Source organism: Peribacillus glennii, from assembly GCF_003429105.1.
Taxonomy (GTDB): Bacteria; Bacillota; Bacilli; order Bacillales; family DSM-1321; genus Peribacillus; species Peribacillus glennii.
The window spans coordinates 56,635-78,399 of sequence record NZ_QVTD01000022.1; the positions used below are offsets into that span (position 1 = coordinate 56,635).

At 41.2% G+C, this 21,765-nt stretch carries 24 protein-coding genes and 1 riboswitch; of the genes, 18 read left to right on the top strand and 6 right to left on the bottom strand.

The annotated features are described in order from the left end of the window. Positions 1-23: 23 nt before the first annotated feature. Entirely contained in the window at positions 24-899 is an 876-nt protein-coding gene (locus D0466_RS20615; protein ID WP_117324394.1) for a metal-dependent hydrolase, read from the bottom strand. A gap of 159 nt (positions 900-1,058) precedes the next feature. Between D0466_RS20615 and lepB the strand changes: the two genes are divergently transcribed. The 4 genes from lepB to D0466_RS20640 all read left to right on the top strand — a co-directional run bounded on the left by lepB (position 1,059) and on the right by D0466_RS20640 (position 3,541). Next, the gene (gene lepB, locus D0466_RS20620) at positions 1,059-1,613 is read left to right on the top strand and encodes a signal peptidase I (protein WP_117324395.1); all 555 of its coding nucleotides are present in this window, start codon (positions 1,059-1,061) and stop codon (positions 1,611-1,613) included. Between the two features lie 250 nt (positions 1,614-1,863). Next, the gene (locus tag D0466_RS20630; RefSeq protein ID WP_117324396.1) at positions 1,864-2,148 is read left to right on the top strand and encodes a DUF421 domain-containing protein; all 285 of its coding nucleotides are present in this window, start codon (positions 1,864-1,866) and stop codon (positions 2,146-2,148) included. Beyond that, on the top strand, positions 2,118-2,438 hold the full coding sequence (locus tag D0466_RS20635) for a DUF421 domain-containing protein (protein WP_117324397.1): 321 nt from the start codon (positions 2,118-2,120) through the stop codon (positions 2,436-2,438). Before D0466_RS20630 ends, D0466_RS20635 begins: the two co-directional genes overlap by 31 nt. A gap of 278 nt (positions 2,439-2,716) precedes the next feature. Then, positions 2,717-3,541 (top strand): STAS domain-containing protein, encoded by an 825-nt coding sequence (locus D0466_RS20640; RefSeq protein ID WP_117324398.1) that lies wholly within the window; start codon positions 2,717-2,719, stop codon positions 3,539-3,541. A 155-nt stretch (positions 3,542-3,696) separates the two neighbouring features. Here D0466_RS20640 and D0466_RS20645 read toward each other — a convergent pair whose 3' ends face one another. After that, entirely contained in the window at positions 3,697-4,014 is a 318-nt protein-coding gene (locus D0466_RS20645) for a phospholipase (protein ID WP_117324399.1), read from the bottom strand. Positions 4,015-4,196: 182 nt separating this feature from the next. Here D0466_RS20645 and D0466_RS20650 point away from each other — a divergent pair, with 182 nt between their 5' ends. Continuing rightward, the gene (locus tag D0466_RS20650) at positions 4,197-6,626 is read left to right on the top strand and encodes a bifunctional diguanylate cyclase/phosphodiesterase (RefSeq protein ID WP_117324400.1); all 2,430 of its coding nucleotides are present in this window, start codon (positions 4,197-4,199) and stop codon (positions 6,624-6,626) included. Positions 6,627-6,814: 188 nt separating this feature from the next. After that, entirely contained in the window at positions 6,815-7,498 is a 684-nt protein-coding gene (gene rpiA, locus D0466_RS20655) for a ribose-5-phosphate isomerase RpiA (RefSeq protein ID WP_117324401.1), read from the top strand. A 99-nt stretch (positions 7,499-7,597) separates the two neighbouring features. Here rpiA and D0466_RS20660 read toward each other — a convergent pair whose 3' ends face one another. The 3 genes from D0466_RS20660 to D0466_RS20670 form a co-directional block, all read right to left on the bottom strand. After that, positions 7,598-8,767: an MFS transporter gene (locus D0466_RS20660; protein WP_117324402.1), complete on the bottom strand. Its 1,170-nt coding sequence runs from the start codon at positions 8,765-8,767 to the stop codon at positions 7,598-7,600. 427 nt (positions 8,768-9,194) lie between these two features. Beyond that, positions 9,195-9,632, bottom strand: a complete 438-nt coding sequence (locus tag D0466_RS20665) for a YndM family protein (RefSeq protein ID WP_117324403.1) — start codon at positions 9,630-9,632, stop codon at positions 9,195-9,197. 383 nt (positions 9,633-10,015) lie between these two features. After that, on the bottom strand, positions 10,016-11,317 hold the full coding sequence (locus tag D0466_RS20670) for an MFS transporter (RefSeq protein WP_117324404.1): 1,302 nt from the start codon (positions 11,315-11,317) through the stop codon (positions 10,016-10,018). A 427-nt stretch (positions 11,318-11,744) separates the two neighbouring features. Between D0466_RS20670 and D0466_RS21970 the strand changes: the two genes are divergently transcribed. The 11 genes from D0466_RS21970 to D0466_RS20710 all read left to right on the top strand — a co-directional run bounded on the left by D0466_RS21970 (position 11,745) and on the right by D0466_RS20710 (position 20,597). Further along, positions 11,745-11,927, top strand: coding sequence for a hypothetical protein (locus D0466_RS21970; RefSeq protein WP_142919962.1), 183 nt, complete (start codon positions 11,745-11,747; stop codon positions 11,925-11,927). A 404-nt stretch (positions 11,928-12,331) separates the two neighbouring features. Beyond that, the gene (locus D0466_RS22400; RefSeq protein WP_158555982.1) at positions 12,332-12,499 is read left to right on the top strand and encodes a hypothetical protein; all 168 of its coding nucleotides are present in this window, start codon (positions 12,332-12,334) and stop codon (positions 12,497-12,499) included. Between the two features lie 840 nt (positions 12,500-13,339). Continuing rightward, positions 13,340-14,113: a TerC family protein gene (locus tag D0466_RS20680; RefSeq protein WP_117324406.1), complete on the top strand. Its 774-nt coding sequence runs from the start codon at positions 13,340-13,342 to the stop codon at positions 14,111-14,113. A 478-nt stretch (positions 14,114-14,591) separates the two neighbouring features. Next, positions 14,592-14,792 carry a hypothetical protein gene (locus D0466_RS20685; RefSeq protein ID WP_117324407.1) on the top strand — a complete coding sequence of 67 codons (201 nt, stop codon included), beginning with the start codon at positions 14,592-14,594 and terminating at the stop codon, positions 14,790-14,792. A gap of 158 nt (positions 14,793-14,950) precedes the next feature. Continuing rightward, positions 14,951-15,127 (top strand): hypothetical protein, encoded by a 177-nt coding sequence (locus tag D0466_RS22405; RefSeq protein WP_158555983.1) that lies wholly within the window; start codon positions 14,951-14,953, stop codon positions 15,125-15,127. Positions 15,128-15,501: 374 nt separating this feature from the next. Beyond that, positions 15,502-15,588, top strand: a riboswitch (cyclic di-GMP riboswitch). A gap of 28 nt (positions 15,589-15,616) precedes the next feature. Further along, positions 15,617-16,564, top strand: coding sequence for a hypothetical protein (locus D0466_RS22645; RefSeq protein WP_199484603.1), 948 nt, complete (start codon positions 15,617-15,619; stop codon positions 16,562-16,564). Positions 16,565-16,723: 159 nt separating this feature from the next. Next, positions 16,724-17,620 carry an Ig-like domain-containing protein gene (locus tag D0466_RS20695; protein WP_117324408.1) on the top strand — a complete coding sequence of 299 codons (897 nt, stop codon included), beginning with the start codon at positions 16,724-16,726 and terminating at the stop codon, positions 17,618-17,620. Between the two features lie 204 nt (positions 17,621-17,824). Further along, on the top strand, positions 17,825-18,058 hold the full coding sequence (locus tag D0466_RS20700; RefSeq protein WP_117324409.1) for a hypothetical protein: 234 nt from the start codon (positions 17,825-17,827) through the stop codon (positions 18,056-18,058). 114 nt (positions 18,059-18,172) lie between these two features. Continuing rightward, positions 18,173-18,862, top strand: a complete 690-nt coding sequence (locus tag D0466_RS20705) for a hypothetical protein (protein ID WP_117324410.1) — start codon at positions 18,173-18,175, stop codon at positions 18,860-18,862. Between the two features lie 235 nt (positions 18,863-19,097). Then, positions 19,098-19,271 (top strand): hypothetical protein, encoded by a 174-nt coding sequence (locus tag D0466_RS22410; protein ID WP_158555984.1) that lies wholly within the window; start codon positions 19,098-19,100, stop codon positions 19,269-19,271. Positions 19,272-19,631: 360 nt separating this feature from the next. After that, a complete protein-coding gene (locus D0466_RS20710) occupies positions 19,632-20,597 on the top strand; it encodes an MBL fold metallo-hydrolase (RefSeq protein ID WP_117324441.1) in 966 nt (321 codons plus the stop codon). 208 nt (positions 20,598-20,805) lie between these two features. On the opposite strand, the gene D0466_RS22415 is transcribed toward D0466_RS20710, so the two are convergent. Continuing rightward, a complete protein-coding gene (locus D0466_RS22415) occupies positions 20,806-20,964 on the bottom strand; it encodes a hypothetical protein (RefSeq protein WP_158555985.1) in 159 nt (52 codons plus the stop codon). Between the two features lie 292 nt (positions 20,965-21,256). On the opposite strand from D0466_RS22415, the gene D0466_RS20720 reads away from it, so the two are divergent. After that, positions 21,257-21,730 carry a cell division site-positioning protein MapZ family protein gene (locus D0466_RS20720; RefSeq protein WP_158555986.1) on the top strand — a complete coding sequence of 158 codons (474 nt, stop codon included), beginning with the start codon at positions 21,257-21,259 and terminating at the stop codon, positions 21,728-21,730. Positions 21,731-21,765: the final 35 nt, after the last annotated feature.

Below are 21,765 nucleotides of genomic sequence, written 5' to 3' on the forward strand. Positions count from 1 at the left end.
GGCACAGGGCTTGCCGCCATGTGCTATTTCTGCGTCTTCTCGATATATTCAAAAAGAAACGACTGGCCATTCCGATAAAATCGGGGATCATACACACCAAGCCTTTTATCATTATTAACAATCACCACAAAAGGGGACCATTCATACAATGTCCTGGCTTCCGGTTTATTGGCAAACAGTGTATCAAGGTTCGCGTTTTCATCTGACTTAAGCCGGTCTACAAATCTTGGTTCTGTGAGTAAAGAGTCGTTGATGATGTCAACAGTCTCCTCGTTTTTGCCAATCACCGTATAATGCCACGGCAGCATTCGCGCCGACAAGGCTACCTGTTCGTATGTCGGTTTGTACTGTTCGTACAAGATATAGCCTTGAACGGACTGTAGGATCACATGAAGCGCAATGATTATCCAGCTTAAGCGGAAAATGGAAAATTCCTTTGCGGCCGGGCGTATTTTGGAAACGATGAACGCCATCAAAAAAATAAACCAGATTACAAAATCCACGATAGAAATCGTCCCGAGCGTCAGCCTGGCGGATGAGAACGGTTCAAGGTATCCGGTTCCCCAAGCATTGAATACGTCACTCGTATCATGAATAAAAACAGCCAATAACGAAATAAGAAACGAGCGAAACCCTTTAATCCGAAAAATAAACCGGTTAATGAGATAAAAAAGAAAGGCCCAAACCGGGACTAGGAATACAGAATGCGTGATCCCCCTGTGCCACATTTGATACTGCCCGGCAGTATCCCACAGCTGGGAAATCACGTCAATGTCTGGAACCTGGCTCGCTCCAATGGTGGTGAAAAGAAGTGCATATTTCTCCTTTTTGCCCATTTCCTCTTTATTCACTGCTTTATAAATACCAAGCCCAAACAAGGTATGTGTAATCGAATCCAAACAGCCACCAACTTTCCACCCATAAAATCAGTTTTTTTTATTGTGACATAAATGTTGAAAAGCAAGCAATTTCAGTGCTCCTTGGGAAACGCTGAATTTCAATTCGCCCATAGTATGGTATAATTTTTTTGGCAATAAATAGATGAGGGGATATGCAGGGTGAACAAATCCGAAATCAATAAAGAGATTATATCTTGGCTGAAATCATTCTTATTTGCAGCAGGAATCGCTTTTATCTTCCATACGTTCATATTCACTCCGGTAAAAGTCCACGGGGAATCCATGATGCCGACCTTTACAGATGAAAATCGCCTGGTCGTGAGTAAACTAAGCAAAATCCAACATTTCGACATCGTTGTCTTTGATGCCCCGGATTCCGATGAAAAATACATTAAACGGGTGATTGGCATGCCCGGAGACACAATTAAAGTGAAAAATGACGTACTATATATCAACGGCAAGAAATTTGATGAACCCTACTTGAAAGCAAATAAAGAAAAAATTCCCGGCAACGCAACATTAACCGAAGATTTCACATTGAAAAATTACACCGGCGAATATAAAGTGCCAGCAGGAAAACTCTTCGTCATGGGGGATAATCGCCTGTACAGCAATGACAGCAGGATTTTTGGTTTTATCCCGATGGATTCAGTGATTGGGGAAGCGAAGTTTCAATTCTATCCCTTGAACCAGCTTGGGACGCACTTCAAATAATTTAGGTTTTCGCCATAACCCGCTTGATTCGCTAATATGAATCGGCGGGTTATTTTTTTAGAACTGGCACAGCAAGGTACGCATCCTCCACAGCATTAGGGAATTTGGCTTCAGGTGCAAGGCAGTAATCTACTTTCGGGAAAAATTTATGGAGTGCAGCGCCGGCTTACCGGGAATAGAAAAAGCAAGCAAAGAAGAGGGAGGAACCATGTTGTTATAGGGGACGATCGCATTAAAGCTAATCATCGGATTGGCCGCTTTAATCATTGTGATGCGGCTGCTCGGAAAAAAAGAAATGTCTGAAATCACACCGTTTAATTTTATATATACCATCTTGCTGGGAGGAATTCTGGAAGAAGCCCTTTACGAAGAAAAAGTATCCATTCTTCCTATTTTATTTGCAATAGCACTTTGGGCTGTCCTTATTTATCTTGTTGAAGTTCTGGTACAGAAAATCTACAAGCTAAAGAAACCTTTGAAAGGCGAGCCGTCCGAGTTGATTGTATGCTGCGTGAAAAGGGAATTTTCTCGCTGAAGGATGTACATTATGCCCTTTTGGAAACAAGCGGTTCAATCAGTGTCATCCAAACTGTAGAACCCTCTGCCGTCACCGCGGGAATGTTCGATATCAAGCCTGCACAGGCAGGGCCTACTGTAATGCTGATTGATGAGAGATCCATCATCGAAAAAGGGTTGAAGTCCATAGGCAAAACGAAAGACTGGGTGATGGCTGAACTTGCAAAAAGAAATCTGCAGCCGGATAAAATATTCTATACAGAGTGGTCTGAACAAAATGGATTGTATACAGAACCCTACGGCAGCTGAATGTACCCTTGGAGTAAATATGGTCTTTGCTTTGAAAAAACAATCGGGGGTCAGTCCCCCATCGCTTTAACGCATTACCGTATTGGGGGTCAGTCCCCCGCCGCTTTAATGCGCCGCCGCATCGGGGGACTGACCCCATCCCCATCAACACGAAATTCTAGTTATGATTCCCCTGTCAACACACCTTGAAACTGTTCTTTATTCCGCATAAAGATTAAAATAGAAAACATAGTATCAGGGCAATTTTTACAATATTGATACAAGGAGGGGGATTGGGGATGGAAACAGCAAAGTCTTTGGGCCGGAAAATGGTGGAAAACCAGCTGGATTTATCAAGGGAAATAAGCAGGAGATTAAATGAAAGATATCATCAATTCCTGCTGGAAAGCAAGTTAGAGGACACAGAAATCCTGCATTGGAGAGCAAAGCTGATTGGCTACATTGGAAAAGCGTTAATATCATCCCAGTCAGAAGACGTATGGGACGAAGTGACAGAATGGGCCAGGCAAACTGGTGAGGGAGCCGTCAGCTACGGGGTGACCATTGATCAGCTCTTAAATACCAACAAAGTTTACCGCAAGGTCATTTCGGACTTCATCAAAAGGGAAATGATCAATAAACCTGATACAAGTGCGGATTCGATTTTGCGAATAAATGAAATCATAAGCGCTTTATTGGACCAATCCGCCTATATCTTCAGTGTTTCCTTTGTCGACTACCATAAAAAAACGCTGGTTCTGGCCAAGGAAGAGATGCTCAGCATTTCTACACCGGTCGTTTCCATTTCTGATGAAATCGCTATCCTTCCTTTAGTTGGCGAACTAGATACATATCGGGCGAAAATCCTCATGGAAACCTCGTTAAAAAGCTGTGGGATGCTTGGGAATTCCGAGCTGATCATCGATTTATCGGGCGTGCCCATTGTGGATATAATGGTAGCCGCCGAGTTGTTCCAGGTCGCAGGTGCGCTTAGGCTAATCGGTGTAAGGCCAACATTTACCGGGCTTCGCCCTGAAACCGCCCAGGCAGTCGTGAATTTGGGAATCGACTTCAAAGATATCCGCATCAAGGGGAGTTTAAAACAGGCATTAGCATCAAGCTAGAAATTTGAATATTACCGAAAAATAAACTAAGTAAACCCTTCGACATGGAATCAGAAGGTTTTATTATTTTGCTGCCGGGCCGGCTGATTGGCAAATCAGGAATTTTAAAGGCCGATATCCACAGACCATTGATTTTATATACAGGGGTATGGCAGCTACCAGAACCTTCTTTTTTCGTTCTGGCTGGAGTTAGAACCACCGCAGGTACGCATTATTCTCATTTTCATGAACCCATACATTAGAGCAGCCTGCCTGCCCATCAGGGTATGCGGATCCATCTTTGAGCGGAGGCAATTGATAAAGTTGGTGTCACACTTACATGGCGAACCACCACGCTCAAGGCAGTGATCATGCTTGCGGCAGCAATTATCTACTGAATTTGTCGGTGCGCCAGGGCCGCTGCAATTAGGCCCGCAATACTTGTAGCCGGGAAAAATACAGCTTGGCAGGCCTCTTTCTTCGCTTGTTGCCATCGCGTAACTCTCCTATTACATCATTTTCTTTATTTATATGTAAATGGAACAAAGAGGGAAATGGACAAAGTCCTATCGCGGGGGTTGAAATATATAGATTTCTTTATTACATATCATTTTTAGGATCAAAAACCTTCGAAAAATTCCGATATAATCATCATATTCTCTTAAGGGGTTGTTATATGGAAACATATTCTGGTACATATCACCTTTCTCTAGTCCTGCTATCCATTATTATTGCCATAATTGCGTCCTATTCTGCGTTATCGTTAAGCATTCAAATAAACAAAGCCACAGGTTTTTTACGTTATTTATGGCTTTGGGTCGGGGCGTTCGCTATGGGCATGGGGATATGGTCCATGCATTTTATTGCAATGCTTGCGTTCCATTTATCTATACCAGTCTCCTATAATAGAACAATAGTCCTAATTTCCATATTTCCAGCCATCATATCATCCGGGTTGGCTTTCTTTATCATCAGCAGACCCACAATGGGGAAAATGCAAGTCATCCTTGGTGCGTTATTTATGACCACAGGAATTGTATCAATGCATTATACGGGAATGGCAGCAATGGAAATGGGAGCTATGATCGAGTATGATCCTTTATTTTGGGTTCTTTCGGCTATCATAGCTTTTATTGCTTCGTTAGTGGCTTTGTATCTTTTATTTTTTATTGGCAGAAATCAAAATATACCATATTTGCGGTTGAGAAAAGCAGGCAGTGCCCTGATTATGGGAATCGCTATTTCCGGGATGCATTATATGGGAATGTCGGCTGCAAAGTTTAAAGTGGGCCATCATTCCAATTCGTCCGTATCACTGATTGACAGCACTCTATTAGCATATTGCATCGGCATTGGCATGCTAATTATTTTCAGTTTAGTTTTTTTAAGTATATATGTGGAAAAGAAATTTGAATCTCAATCCATTAAGTTGGAGAGCAAGTTCCGATCGGTCATAGAATCAACCACAGATGCCATCATTTTAGCTGATAGCCAGGGTGACATCATTTCCTGGAATAAGGGTGCCGAAATTATGTTTGGATATGAAGAACAAGAAGTTTTAGGTAAGAATCTACAGCTGATTATCCCTGAAAATTTTAGGGAGACCCATGAAAAAGGCATGAAGCGGTACCTTTCTGCCCAGGAGGCCAGAGTCATTGGGAAAACGGTTGAATTGCAGGGTTTAAGAAAGGGGGGCTATGTCTTTCCCATTGAACTTTCCATTGCTACCTGGAAGGAAGAAGGGAAGATTTTTTTCAGCAGCATCATCCGGGACATTACAGAAAGAAAGCAATCAGAGGAAAAAATGAACCGTATGGTTTATCGTGACCCTTTGACAAATCTGCCGAATCGCCTCCTATTAATTGACCGTCTGAATACTGCATTGGACCAGGCAAATCAGAATAAACAATCCCTGGGTGTCATGTTTATTGACTTGGATCGTTTTAAGTACATAAATGACTCTTTAGGCCATGCTACAGGTGATGGATTATTGATTGAGGTGGCGAAACGGATTCAGGCCTGTGCCGGAAAATCAGATACGGTCAGCCGCCAAGGCGGGGATGAGTTTATTGTACTTATTTCACAATCCACTTCAGATACATTGACGAAAATTGCAAAAAGAATTGTTGAAAGAATTAGTCAGCCATTCGTCATAAACGGACATGAATTGTTTGTAACACCATCAATAGGGATCTCTGTATATCCAACCGACGGCAAATATGCTGAGACATTAATAAAAAATGCCGATACAGCCATGTACCGGGTTAAAGAACAGGGAAAAAACGATTTTGGGTTTTACGCACCAGAGATGGACGAAGAGATTTCCAAAAAGATGACGCTTGAAATTGGTCTCCGTAAAGCCTTGCAGAATAATGAATTTACCGTACTTTACCAGCCTCAGATTAATATAGATACGGGCAAATTGATTGGAGTCGAAGCTCTTACACGCTGGATTCATCCCGAGTGGGGAACGATATCCCCTGCCGAATTCATTCCATTGGCAGAAGAAACCGGGTTGATTTTACCTATAGGAGAGTGGGTGCTGTACGAGGCATGCGCCCAGAATAAGGCATGGCAAAATGAAGGGCATTCTCCTGTAAGAATGGCAGTCAATATATCATCACGTCAATTCCAGCAGCTGAATTTTGTGGATACGGTAAGGGACATCTTACAAAAGACGGGCCTTGCCCCGATGTATTTAGAACTGGAACTAACGGAAAGTATAATCCAGGATTCACTGCATGCCATTTCAACCATGCATACATTAAAGGAAATGGGGGTTCATCTATCCATAGATGACTTCGGAACGGGTTATTCTTCTTTAAGTTATTTAAAGACGTTTCCCATTGATACATTAAAAATTGATCAGGCATTTACCAGAAATATATTCATTGACCAAAAAGACGCTTCTCTCGTCAGTACCATTATAAATATGGCTCATAACCTAGAATTGAAAGTAATTGCAGAAGGTGTGGAGACATCGGAACAATTACATTTCCTCCAGCAAAAAAGGTGTAATGAAGCGCAAGGTTATTTTTTCAGCAGGCCAATACCGGCTGAAGAGATGAATTCATTTTTTCAACAACAAATGATTGCTAATCCATAAGAATTGAATATTTGTTATGTTGGCATAACTAGGTGGTAAAACCTAGTTTTTTCTTTTCTCTGTAATAAACATACACTGTCTCCGAATCCTCACTCCAATTTTGGGCTATAGATGATAGTATAAAAATAATTAAGGTACATTCCAAATAAATGGAATGGCTCGCTGCCATGAAGGTGTGATCGAAAATAATGAATGCAAAAAAACTTGCCGGAGAAAAGGCACTGGAATACGTAAAAGATGGAATGGTGCTTGGGTTGGGCACTGGTTCTACGGTGTATTGGACAATTTTAGGACTGGGCGAGTTAGTCATAAAGGGATTGAATATTAAGGGAGTAGCCACTTCAAAAGCCACAGAGGATCTCGCTTTGAAGGCTGGCATTCCTTTAGTCGATATTTCAGATGTCTATGAAATTGATGTAACAATTGACGGGGCGGATGAGGTCAACCCGGATCTCGATTTAATTAAGGGAGGCGGAGGAGCTTTATTGCGGGAAAAGATGGTCGCCTCCGTTTCCCGAAAGTTAGTCATTGTTGCGGATGAATCAAAGTATAGCGCACATTTAGGGAAATTCCCGCTTCCTGTTGAAGTTGTGCCATTCGGATGGCAGACTACAATGAAACAAATAAGTGCCAAGGGATGCGAACCGAAGCTACGGATGAAAAACGGTATCCCTATGCCAACGGACAACGGAAATTATATATTGGACTGCCCATTTGACAAAATAGAATACCCTGCAGCATTGGCCTTCAGCCTAAACATGATGCCGGGAGTCGTCGAAACCGGACTATTTGTAAAAATGGCCGATACCGTCATCTTAGCGGGAACGAGCGGGGAAATACAGGTGAAAGAGTCAGCCGCTTCAACACGTTAATACATTGGGGGACTGCCCCCCCATGCTTTAACGCGTTAAACACCGGGGGTTAGTCCCCCGGTGCGGTAATGCGGCAAAGCGCTGTGATCTTATTCCAGATTATGTGCGGTCATCCGGTATGTCTTTAATGAAGAAAGACATAATCAGGAGAACGGCCAGAAATATGATTGGAAGGTTAAATCCAATGGATGGTCCGAATTTTTCCGATACGGCACCAACAATCCATCCGGCAAAAGCACCGCCTATTCCTGAGGCAACGTATACAAGACCGAGTGCAGAGCCGCTTGTAGTTGAAAGCTTAGTTCCAATGGCAGTAGCTGTTGGAAACAGGACGGAAAAGAACAAACCGGCGGCTGCAAATAAATACACCCATTCATTTGCAAAATATTTGCTGACCGTCACGGTAACCAAGGCTAACAGCGAAAAGAGCAGAAGTGTCTTTTTTTCGCCAATCCTTTGGGCAATCCAACCTCCGCCCAAACGTCCCAGCGTAAAAAGAAGTGAAAAAGCCGAAAGGATCGTGGCGACCATTGTTGCCTTTTCGGCTGCACTCGCGCCTCCCAATTCCAAAGTTTTTAAATAGGTTGGGAAGAAGTTCAGGAAGGATACTTCTGATGCTACATAGAACACCAAAAACAGCATAATGAAGACAAACTGGGAATTTCCGATCATCTCCTTAAAGGCGGATAAACTTGCCCGTTCTGCTTTTCCAGCAGGAACCTCAGTAAATAAAATAAGCACGATGAACCCGATTAACAACAACGCGACCCCGATATAAAAAGCCCTCCATGAAATGCCGGAAGAAAACATCCACTTTAAAATGAGAGGCGTGGTAAACATGCCCACGCCATAAACGCCCATTGTTAAATTAAACATCATTCCCTGCTTCTTTGGAAAGACAGTAGGAACAATGGCGTTGGATGCAACAGTCATAGAACCAAGACCAAAACCGACAATCAAATAGAATCCGAGAAAAAACAGGACCGTTTGTGCAGAACCGGTTCCAAAAAGCCCTGCAGCCATGACGATCGAGCCCGCAATCGTCATGATTTTTAATCCCTTTTTATCAACAAGGTAACCAGCCACAACGCCAGCTATTGTGAAGCCCCATTGGAATATAAAAACTACAAGCCCGAATTCATTTAAATCAAGCCCTATATCCTTCTTCACCTCGTCCAATATAAGTCCTTTTGTACTAGACAGCCCCCCGAGTAAATACATTGTAAAGGCCGTGATCATTAAGGCTGATACAACTCTTTTGCTTTTCATCTATGTCACTTCCCAATTAGTTTTAATTTTTGCTAAGTTACTTGAATACTATATTCCCCAAATTTTTTCGTTTGAATCACTTAGCCTATTTTTACCCAGTAATTACTAGTTTCAATGCATTGGGAATAAACGTGAAATTGTAATAAATTTTATTGATATAAAAAAACTACATAAACTTTGGGACAGGCAATCTGAGGAATGATATTTTTACTCTGCCTGATTATAAGGAGAGGTAATATTTTTATAGATTCACAGAAGAAAAAACACATTGAGAGGCACTACTTTAACGCGTTAAAGTACCGGGGGTCAGTCCCCCGGTACGGTAGTCCGTTAAAGCAGTGGCAAAGCTGCATTGCGCTGATGTAAGAAGGAGCTTCTCATCTAAAGAGAAGCACTTTTAGGTAAATAGGGTTGCAGCTTACATGTTTCACTTCTTTTCCCGTGGCTCCTGTTCCTCGGCAAATTCAGTTCCGTATGCAAGGTTCCGGTTGAAATCGGATTGCTGCCGGCCGGTTGGAGCAGCGGCGGCTTCGCTCTGCAAGGAACGATGGACAAACACTTCTCCACCGGTGATAATAACCGCGGAAATAATGCTTCCCCATGCGATTTGTTCATAGCTATGAAGCAGGACATTGCCAAAAATCCAGACAATTGTGTATGTCAGGAAAAAATCCGCTATAAGTGCGTTTCGATTTCCAAGACGGGGCAGTATGATCCTGTCTGCTACTACATAAGTTACAATGGCGGCAACCACGCTAAACGATAGAATATCTGCAAAATCGGCATCAAAAAATAAATCAAGGCCAATTGCGAAAGCAACCACACATGAGATGAATTTCACAAGCAAAGCAGTCATATTCTTCATGTTGTACCCTCCTTTTCCCTCTTAGTTTGATGCAAAAAAAGGAAATTCATACATAGCGTGCAAAAGGTATTTACATTTAAAAAACTAAGGAAGTCCTTATGGAACGTGACAGTACATTAGAGGTTGGTCAAAATAATAAACGCGCGGTTGCGGACGAGGCGGATATCTATATATCAATAAAATAGCTTCTTAAGCACGCTGGACAATTGTCAGACAGTCTTCCATTTATGAATACATACGGGCGAGTTTGTTGATAGTAATGGGTTCAATTTTAAGACAGGCTACTGCTCAGTCAAAACTCATATAAATAAAGAAAGGAATGCCCGCCATACAGGGCATTCCTTCTTTAGTAATGATACTTCATGAATGGCTTTGCTGCTTCTTTAACGTTGCTCAGCTTCGATTTTTGACACCTTAGAAGACTCAGCCATGCGCCAGTATACGAAGAAGCTCACGGCAATACAGCCAGCCACATAGAAGTAGAAGAGCGACTCATGTCCAATGTTCTTCAGCCATAACGCGATGAATTCCGCAGTTCCACCGAATATCGCAACAGTGAGTGCGTATGGTAATCCTACCCCAAGCGCACGGATTTCGGTCGGGAAGAGCTCCGCTTTTACAATCGCATTGATGGAAGTGTATCCGGTTACAATGATAAGTCCTGCCATCATCAGCAAGAAAGCCACGAATGCGCTATCTGTCCGTTCCAGCATCATGAACAATGGCACTGTCAGCAGCGTTCCTAGAACACCGAATGTCATTAGAAGCGGGCGGCGTCCAATCCGGTCGGACAGCGCACCGGCTAGCGGTTGAAGGACAACGAATATCAAAAGAGCAATAAAGTTGATCCAGCTGACAATCTCTTTTTCAAGGCCAACAGTGTTTACCATGAACTTCTGCAAATACGTCGTGTAGGTATAGAAGGCAACAGTTCCGCCGAGCGTCAGCCCGACCACTGTCAACACTGCCTTTGGATGTTTCATAAGAGTGCGCACGGTTCCGGCACTTTCCCGATTTTTAGAACCCATTTTTTCGAACTGCTCAGATTCGTCCATCGTACGGCGAAGCCATAAAACAGCCAAAGCTCCTAATGCCCCGATGACAAACGGAATACGCCATCCCCAGGAATGCATGTCGGATTCACTGAGTATTTGCTGGAGGATGATCTGGACACCCAGGGCCACCATTTGCCCAGCAACGAGTGTGACATACTGGAAGCTCGAATAAAAACCGCGGCGTCCGCTGCTGGCCATCTCGGACAGGTATGTTGCCGAAGTTCCATACTCTCCGCCTAGCGACAACCCTTGCAGCAGGCGTGCAAGAATGAGAATAATCGGAGCCATGATACCGATGCTGTCATAACCTGGTGTGCAGGCAATGATCAGAGAACCACCAGCCATGATGGTGATGGAAAGCGTCAGTGCGGCACGGCGGCCATGGCGGTCGGCATAGCGGCCCATCAGCATACTCCCTAACGGACGCATCAGGAAGCCGACGGCGAAGATTGCTGCCGTGTTAAGCAGTTGACTGGTCGGGTCTCCCTGAGGAAAGAACTCAGCCGAGAAATACACGGCGAAAGCTGAATAAACGTACCAATCGTACCATTCGATCAGATTTCCAACCGAGCCTTTGAAGATGTTGGCTGTGATCCGCCGTGAATTAGCGCGGTCAGTTGATTGAGACATTGTGAAAACCTCCTTCTGTAAATTCCGGTGTCGGATTGTCCTAATTGGATAAGCCAACACTCACATGCAGAGATAATAAACAGTCAAAAATTGCATGATGTAAGAGTGCTCCGTTTTTTCTATTTATTATCCCCATATACTAAAATATAGGGAACTTTCAAAATAATCAATAACAACATACCTATGTAGAAATTGTTTCTACCAGATTTTTCGTCTGGGTTGTTTTGAAAAATAGTAAATTCTGTGCCTTTTGTGTTGTATTATCCATCCACACAATACGAGGAATTCGTAATGAGTCTATGCGATTAGCCGTTTCAGTATAGCTTTGTCACACGTAATATATAGAACCAAATCATAAAGGAAGGAGGAAGAAAGATGTGTTCTGATTGTTTTAGGCATAGGGATTGCCACCGCTTAAGAACACTAGATGATGATCGATTTAACCGGTTTATCGGAAGACAGGACTTTATTACATTTCATGAAGACCGCCAAATCAGGCTTGAAGCTGAGCGCCGGAAGAACGGTTTTAATAGGCGAAGACAGGGTTGCAGGAGTTGTAGGTCTGACAATTTTCTCACTAATCAATTTATGGAAATCGATGACTTTTTAACGCTGCATGAAAATCGCTTGAGAGGAGTCAGATTTCAGGATGAAATCATCCGGTGCGGCGGCTGCAGGCATTTTGTTAATCACATTCATAATGGAAACCAATCCGGCCTGTTGAAAAGAAATACTAGAATTTTATAAGATACCCGGATCTTGGATGATAAATAAGAAATTTTCCTTATTTCAAGGATTTCGCTGATCAATCAAGACTTCGCTGGTAATTATAATCGTGGCAGATAAATCAGGAAGTTGGCGTCGATTATAACTTCGGCGGCTTTTTTTAATCAAAAAGCATAGCTGATTTATCATTAAGCCCGATAAACATGTTTCATTTGCAATACGCTGGGTAAAAAGAAAATAGTTATATCTGAAATGTTGATGCAGAAAGTAAGGTAGGGAGATCGTATCATGCCAAAGGATAAAGAAATCGTCAAACAACTTACCAGGATTGCTGACGCGCAAGAGCGTTTAGCCGCTAGTTCTGAAACAGAAGAACAAGAAAAGAATGGCGAAATCCTTTCCGATGCAGAAAAAATGAAAAGGTTCATTCATTCAAATAAAGCCAAAACGGTATGAAAGCGGAAATATATGGAGAGGGCCAACATGATGGAATGTTGGCTTTTTAGCTTCAAAAGGGTATTATAAGAAAGATCTTGCAGAAATGGGCATTATTTTGCTAAACCAACTACTGCGTATGTTCACCAAATGGGAATTATCGTTACAATGAATGCTGACTCCGCCGGAACCGTAAGGACAAGCACTTCAGGTTAAAATGTGTTAATAAACGATTAGACGGCTGATTCAAGGGAACAGTCTTTTTTATTTGTCTAAGCTCCCTTATTGTAATATCCTGAAATTAACTATTGACACACGGAGAAAAGACAATACTAAAGTAAACGCGGATCATTCGTGTTAGAGCACCAAATTCAAAGCTCTACGATTTGGACACTGGATTAATAATCAGCATGCACGGTTCTGAACTTATTCATTCTCTCTTGTGAAGCACTGAACTTCGTTTTCATGAATGGCTAAAGGGTGCGTTATTTGAAAGACAAGGCTGCGATTGGACGGCTTTTTTCTTGGAATCCATGGCATATGCTGCAGGGTAGCTAACGCGGAGGATAATTGAAGAAGGCGTAATCAACTGGCAACCATATCATACGAGGGACATGTTACATGCCTGTTAGATCATGATTTTGCCCTTCATTAAAGTTTATCAACAACATGGAAAAGGTATTGATAGAGATGTATGGTACATTTCCCAAGAAAGTCCGATCCATGGGTTATTGTTTTTGCTGAACAATGGAGAGCAGCTGTCTAATATTCTCTGGCATTACGTGTGGCTTATAGGGAAATTATATTGTTAGCGAAACTTTCCACATCACATTTTACGGTATTTAGAAAGGAGACAGGTGGATGGAATCAATCTGGCTGGAGTATGCTTGGGCATTGTTAATTCTTATCGGATTAGAAGGCTTGTTATCGGCTGACAATGCCCTGGTACTGGCAGTTATAGCCAAGCATTTACCCGAAGATCAGAAAAAAAGAGCAATTAATTACGGCATTCTTATGGCCTTCGCTTTCCGATTTGGTGCACTTTTTGGAATATCATTTATCGCAAACGTCTGGCAGATACAAGCGATAGGAGCAGCTTATCTTCTTTACTTAGGATTAAAGCATGTCATTCAGGCCCGGTTTGGCAAAGAAAATGAAAAAATTCATAAGGACGATGAAAAGGAAGCCGCCGGAAAAGGTTTCTGGCCTACAGTTGGGAAGATTGCTTTAGCAGATCTTGCCTTTGCAATTGATTCTATTCTGGCTGCGGTTGCTCTTGCCCTCGGTCTTCCGGATTCACCGCTCGATAATTTCGGCGGCATGGATGGCGGACAATTTATTGTAGTGGTTCTTGGAGGGGTTGCTGGCCTTATCTTGATTAAATATGCAGCAACCTGGTTTGTGGCACTTCTTGAAAAACGTCCAGCATTGGAAACTACAGCATATGCAATAGTTGCCTGGGTTGGTGTCAAACTTGCTGTAATCACTCTTGCCCATGAGGATATTGGTGTCTTAGATCCTCACTTTCCCCACAGCACAGGTTGGACTGTGATCTTTTATGCTGTCTTAGTCGCTATTGCCCTGATCGGTTGGTTTGCCCCTGGGAAAAAATCATTAGTGAAAGATAGATCCTAAAAGGCAACAAAGAAGGAAAAGTAAGATAAGTGCCATAATGGTTTATAGCAACCACGCCTGCCTTTTGCACATAGTATTATCCCGTCACCTTGCGGATACAAATAAGAATCATGTTTATTTTGTCAGGTGCGTTGATCCAACCAGGATCGCGCACCTTTCTATTGGACGGTAGAACTAACGGCAGCAGGGTTAGTACTTGTATGGCCTGGTAAGCCACCTTATGAACACTAAACAAAATCCAACAAAAAAGAGATCGTTCCCTCAGCTAACTTTTTCCCGCAGAAGCCACCTCAGCCTTCTTTATTTTACTGAACGCCCTTCGTGCCACTTCATAAAAATGCGTGGTAAAGACCAGTTGTTTATAAAAAAACAGGACATAAACCCCGTTTCAGAGGGCATTCGCCCACACCTATGAACACCTGGATGATTATAAAGTAGAAGGGTAAAAGATTTTTAATATTATGAGGTGTTTTAAATCATGGTTGAAACTGTTTGGGAATACAAAACTTTGAAGGAATATGACCACTTGGAATTAGCGTGGGTAAGAGGGGAAGGCTACAATATATATAATAAAAATGCCATTGCTGCTCCACTGGCCGGATTTGGGGAAGATAAAGCTAAAGCGATTAAAGAGTTTGACAAAATGGTGTTACACTATCTAAAAAAACAAATCGGATAGATCCGCTTAAAATTATATTGGGTTTACAAAGTGCAGCTACATCGCCGGAACATAATGACCAGTTTTTCGTCATGCTTGTTTATTCAAATCCCAATTCTGTTTGATGATCATAAAAAATGTAATCAAGGTTACATTAACAAACGGGGAGGTGACAAAGCATGGAACGTGAAAAAAACAAGGTCCAAAAAGTAAGCGATGGCAATCCCGATGCAGCAGGTCTTGGAAACCCTGAGGTCGCCGCAAAGGTAGAGTTAACTTCAAATGAAAATAAGATCGGAAAAGATGATCCCCGATACGTACCAGGAGAAAGCTTTGGCGCTACGCCATCTGAATAATTTATATATCACCTCGAGAAGATATTGGCGTATCGCGAACTATTCATAGGTTGCTTCTTTCAAATGACTGAATCCATAAATAGTTTCCAGAAAAACGCAAACTCGTCACACCATTAAAACCAGCAGGCCGACAGTGAATCTGTTGGCTTTTTTTTACATTCCGAATGATTGTACTTGGAAATATTATGTAAAAGGCATGAATGAAATGCATCTGTGCCTTTTTAGATTGCTGCAGGAAAAAATTATCTAAAAAAATTACAATGCGGTGACAAGATTCGACATTTTGCTATAAATAGGTCTTTTTACCTGTTACTTTTTAATGGAAAACAATTATAGTAAATGTAATTGTTGGTAGTTATTCCTTATAAAGGTATAAAACGACAGGGCACCACTATGGAAACATAGTTGCGCAAAACTACAGGGGCTAAGGTACAGCGATGCTATGCCAGCCAGTTGCCGAACCTATATTTTTAGAAAAGGGGAATGAAAATGGGAAATTCAAAGAAGTATTTGATCGGCGGCCTTGCTTTAGGCTTGCTGCTATCACAGGGAGTATCCACAGCGGATGCGAAACACGATCACAAGAAAAAAAGCGAAAAGAAAAAATCCAAGCTGGTCGACTCTAATAAAAATAGTTTGGACGACAAGTGGGAAAGAAAATATAAGCTTAAAGGAAAATATATCTCCAAGCAGGATAACGATAAAGATGGCTTAAGCAACTTGATTGAATACAAGCTGGATTTAAACCCAAAATCAGCAGATACAGATAAGAACGGAACGAAGGATGGCCAAGAGGATTCTGATGTTGACGGTTTAAGCAATATTGCTGAATTGGAATTGGGATTGAATCCCGGCAATGCATACAGTAAAAAGCGTGATGTAAAAGACGGTGACCTTGAGGACAAAAATGGCGTTCACCTTTCTGATAAGATCCGTGAGTTAGAGATTTCCATTGAAACGGACGATCACGAAATCGAAGTTGAGTATGAATTGAAAAAGGGTAAGCCATATGTAAAAGTAAAAGATAAATCACGTACAATCAAGAAAGAAACCATTTTAAAATTAGTAAATGAACTACAAAGCGGACAAGAAGAAGCTGCTGAGAAGCCGGAAGGGACGCCAGTAGTTGAGGCTCCGCAACAGTCTCCAAATACACCAGCAGCGCAAACCGCTGTAAAAGCATCTTCAAATGCATCGGAAGAAGAAACAGTTGATACAGAAGTTTCAAAAGAAGATGAATTAGTCGCTAAAATTGAACAACTATTGGCCTTGGAAGGTTCATATAGTATCGAAATAGAGATTGAGTATGTTAGCGGCGAAGAATTCGAATTTGAAAAAGAGATCGAACTCGAAGATGACGTGGATGAAGATGACGACGATGAAGACGACGAAGATGAAGATGATGAAGACGAAGATGAAGACGACGATGACAAGTAAATAAGCGCTTGACGGCCAGCATTTTTTTGCTGGCCTTTTAGCATCCAGTTCTCGCTCATATAGTGGATTTTCCGACTTACTGTATATGGATTTACTGGTTTTTACTGTTTTGGTAGAATTTTAATATGGAAAAAAATCGACATGAGGAGACAAACGACGATGAAAAAGATTGCTAGACTTGCCATGGCTATCATGTTTATTATTTCTTTTGGATTAAGTCCCCAAATGAGCTATGCGGCTTTGTGGGAGGAACCAAAAGTTTCAACTGAAGATGAAAGTATTAAAGTTACTGTAGATGAAACAGGTTTAACCAAAGGGCCAGTGACAGTAACGATAGATTCATCAACATATAAAAATGGTACGAATGTTTCCTATTCCTGGGACCTTGAAAAACAAATCACTGGTTCCACAGCCCGATTTGCAATAACAAAAAATGGTGAATATCAATTTGCGGTGTCAGATATTACTAGTGATTATGATTACACGGGCGATACTCTCTGGGCAGAAAAATGGTGTACGGTTGTCATAACGAATATTGATAATGAAAAACCGACAGTTAAGTTGGGTGGTACCTTCATGGACCAATATGGTTATCGATACATCAGATATGATACTGATGATGATAAGGGAATTCGCCGGATTAAACATCCGGATGGCGAATACAGTGACTATACGGATTATTCAGCCGATCCGGGGATAGGGGCTGCAGGAAATTATCAAATAATAAAAAACGGTAAGTATACATTTGTGGCAGAAGATTATGCAGGCAACAAAACCACTCGTACCGTCATAATTTCCGATTACAAGGTAGTACCTCTCAAAGTCTATAAAGTTACGGGCAAGACAAAATATGTTACTGGTAAAACCCTGCCAAAGGCGAAAGTGTCTGCTGATAACACAAGAATTGTACTAGGAACAGCAAAAGCAGATAGCAAAGGGAATTTTAAGATGAAATTAAAATCAGCACAAAAAACAGGATCCGTTTTTTACGTTTCATCACTTGATGTTAATAAAAAATCTGTTACGAACACTGTGAAAGTGAAAGTTGTGAAATAAGCGGATGTATGACTGGCCAGTATGAATTTGCTGGCTTTTTTCCGTTGCATCCGACTATGCTTTGAAACTTCATATATACAAATGGTGGCGTTTTAGTATATATGCCGTTTTCACTTAATAAGATGCTGCTAAAAGAAATAACATCAAATAACCTACGGATTTTTCAGGAAGGAAACCCCATTCCGTTAGCTGTAGCTATATCAAATGACAGTTAAAGATCACGAAATGGTGGAAGTATGGAAAATCAGTGAGTATTTAGTAAAACAAGGGCAAAATGGAGGCTTTCAAAGAGATGATGGAAAAGAAGGATGGCATTTGGGTAAAAGAAGGGAAACCGCCAATGCTTTAGTGTGTAAAAAGGGGAATGTTACGACGAGTGTTTCATACAGACACTGTACAAGGTATTGCACAATCATATTCTTTGTAAATGAACGGTGAATTGGAATTATGAAAAGACACCTGGAACCTCATAACTGGCTCTACTCTGTATTTACATCTTTATACCAAGTATGTATAATTATGGGTATGTTGGTAAGTGGAGGAGACGGACAAATGAAAAGAATTACTCAATTGCTAGTGAGCTCATTTTTAACTATATTACTAGTTTTGCCGACAGTTACCCATGCCGACATAAAGGTAACTATACCTACTACAGGTGAATCCGCAAGGCCGCCTAAAGATGACCGAATAACGTCCTTCAAAGGTATAAAGGGAAATTATAGTTTAGAGTACTACCAAGATGTTCTACTAAGAAAAAGTGCAAGTTCCAAGAGTAAAGTTGTTGCAAAAGTAAAACAGAAAACATATATCCCCATTGTATCCGCTTCCAAGGATTGGTTTAAAGTGAAGATGAGCAAGGGGTACGCATATTTGCATCATAAAAATGCAACAGCTCACCCAATTGTTAAACTCAGAAAAACGTATAATAAAGAATACTCTCTGGAAGGTACTTATGGTATCGATAAAGGCTTAGAGTATGGTGCAGTAAAAATCCGTTTGAAAGGTAAGATAAAATACCTATATGGGTGGGATAATAAGGATAAAACATTCCTGGGTCATTTAGGTAAGGGGCCTTATTCTACAGCTGTCATTGAAACTCTAAAGGCGGGAAGGATCCCTTTGACGGAGGCACAAATAAAAAAGGGGTTATCACAAGTTTGGAAAACTCGCAGTGAATACAACATTAAAGGTGTGACATTTTTCTGTACTGGTACTGGGCAAACGGTCGTACAGTGGAAGTGACTGATTTTGGTTATGCTGGACGGGCGATGGACGTTTGAACTAACTAAACTTCAATCATCGCGTGAATAAAGGGTATGTCATAAATGGACATATCTTTTTATTTTGAAAAAAGGATTGTGTAAAAAGCATAAAATTTGGTCCGTTCAACAGTTCACAGTTTTGTCGAAAGTTGTATATACAATTTTCTCCAATTTAAGATATATTCTATAAGTACTATATTTATAGGGGAAATGTAATGTATACAAAACATGAGGCAATTAGTATGGCGGATAGATTTGCAATTATTAACCATACAAAGTATTTTGTAATCCATCAACCAGAAACCACTTATGAAATGTTAAATAATACAGGTTATATGATCGTCCATAATCCAAAACAAAATCATCAAGTTGTCTATGAGACAAGTTAAACCGAACAGTAAAGAAAGATGCGTACAAAGGTAACACTAAATTACGACAACGGAGACTATGAATATGAAGCATTTTGGCAAAAAAATGGCTTGTTAGGAATTAGTCTTTCTACGTCACCAATCAAAAGTCCAAAAAAATAAATCCGATTACAGATTTATTCTATGGCGGGTTAAGCTTTATTGAGACAGGTGTTACCAGCATCTGTCTTTTCATGTTGCGCCCGGAAATAAATTGTGCAGCAATTCTTCAACAAAATTGATCAAACGTATGTTAAGGGAAAATCCTTCTGGAAGGTTAATGAGGGGAACAAAAATGCAATTGGAATATCATACCATTATATTATTGGAGGAGAGGTAAATATGGTAAATAGAATTGAAGCTTTCAAGGGATCAAAGCATTTTTTGGTGAATCATGTGGCAGAGGGTGTATTTGCTGCAATCTCGGTTCCAGGTACTGGCTCTGTAGGGAATGCAGCAATTATTAATCTAGGTGATTCAACCCTTGTGGTCGATACTTTCACGACAATACAGGCTGCAGAGGATTTGCAGGCAGCAGCAAAGTACCTCACTGGAAATTCAGTTTCCTATGTAATTAACACACATTGGCATAGTGACCATACAACTGGGAATCAAGTGTTCACCCCCAAAGCACAATTAATTTCTACATTGACTACACGTGAAATCATGGCTACATACGGAAAAAACAGGGTAAGCGAGCAGATGTCTAACCCACAACCGATTTATCAGGCTATCGATGAACTCGAGAAAAAAATCCAACAAGAGACGGATGAAAAGGTAAAAAAGGAAATGCAATGGGGAAATGCCAGTGACCGTGAGTACATGAAAATGCTCCCCAATTTGTTATATACACTGCCCACAATCACTTTTGATCAACAATTGAGTATTCATGGCAGTGACCGCTCCGTGCAACTTATCACATATGGGGGCGGCCACACTGAAAGTGATGCTTTCGTATACCTGCCTGAAGAAAAAATTGCCGTAATGGGGGATTTGGTGCTCTCAAAGCATCATCCTGTAATGATTCATGCAAATCCCCAGGAATGGTTAAACATTTTAGAGCGAGTCGAACTGCTGGATATTGAAAAAATCATACCGGGGCATGGAGAAGTTTGCTCAATGAAAGAACTTCGTGAAGTGAAAGGCTACATAAACGATATACTCGCATTAGTGGCGAAAACCGTTCAAAGTAAGAAAAGCATTGATGATATATTGGTTCCAAACGCTTATGAAGATTGGGGTTTTACTACTTATTTCAAGATGAACCTGAAAAAGATTCATGATTTACTCACTATATCGGTGGAGTAAAAAGAGTCAACCGGGCTTATGCCTTATAAAAGCGATCATTGAAATCCTGGGTGTATTTTTTATTCGTTGGAAAGGCTCAATGAATCCTTAACTGAATAGCATACATCAGGTGGTGATTATATGGAATTTGAAAATCAATACTTTCATGTGCCGGTTAATCCGATAAATCAGCAGCATGATGTGCAGGCCGAAACGTCAGAAGATGCTCTTAACAGGCAGCTAGGACAACAATATCCAGGATATGGTGGATATCAACAAGGGTTTCGACAGGGATATCGACAAGGATATCGACAAGGGTATAGAGATGGATATCGGGCAGGACAGCAGGCAGGGTATCATCCAGGACCAGGCCAAGGGCCTTATCCAAGACAGCAGGCGTCTTGGCCTAGAGAAGTCGATATAAAAGTTTCTACACCTGACGGCCAAGAGTGGTCTGGCAAGATTGTGCTGCCAAACTATGGTCCGAATTTGGAGCCTTAACTAACTATCATATATAGAAGAAACCTGTAAAAATGATAAGAATCAGCAGGAAAACATGGAAGCCAACAGTATTCTGTTGGCTTTTTCAGGTCGCATTCAGAACACACTGTTCATTAATTATCATTTTCCTGTTAAACTAACGTGGCAAAGATTAAGATAGTATCTGTTTACTGACGCTATTGTTAGCATTCAATTCTACTGAAGCCCAAGCCTCAAGCTATGACAAGGCCTATGCAGCGAAAACTCTTTCAGTAAAATCTTCACCTGGCACATCTTATAAAACATTAGGGAAAATCAACGCTGGTGCTACAGTGAAAGTGTATGGCGGCGTTCCCATCGGCAAGGATCAGGGCGACTGGTATTCTTATCAGCAATATGGCTGGTCCAAAATCAAATACAAAAACAAATATGCCTATGTCAAAACACACGAGCTAAGCTTTGCTAATCCGTATAATTGGGCACCGGGCGTAAAATCAAAAATCATTAAAGAGATTGAGAAAGAATATGTTTCTAAAAAAGATAAAACCAAATTAGTCAAATCCGGTGTTACTGGCAATCAAGGCTATTACACAATGTACATAAGATTTGATGGGAAAGGCGACTGGCATCAGCTTGTCGTTATTAACTGCAAAACAGGCTGGTATCACGGTTGATTTTTTAATTTACTTAAAGATACAATACTTTGGTA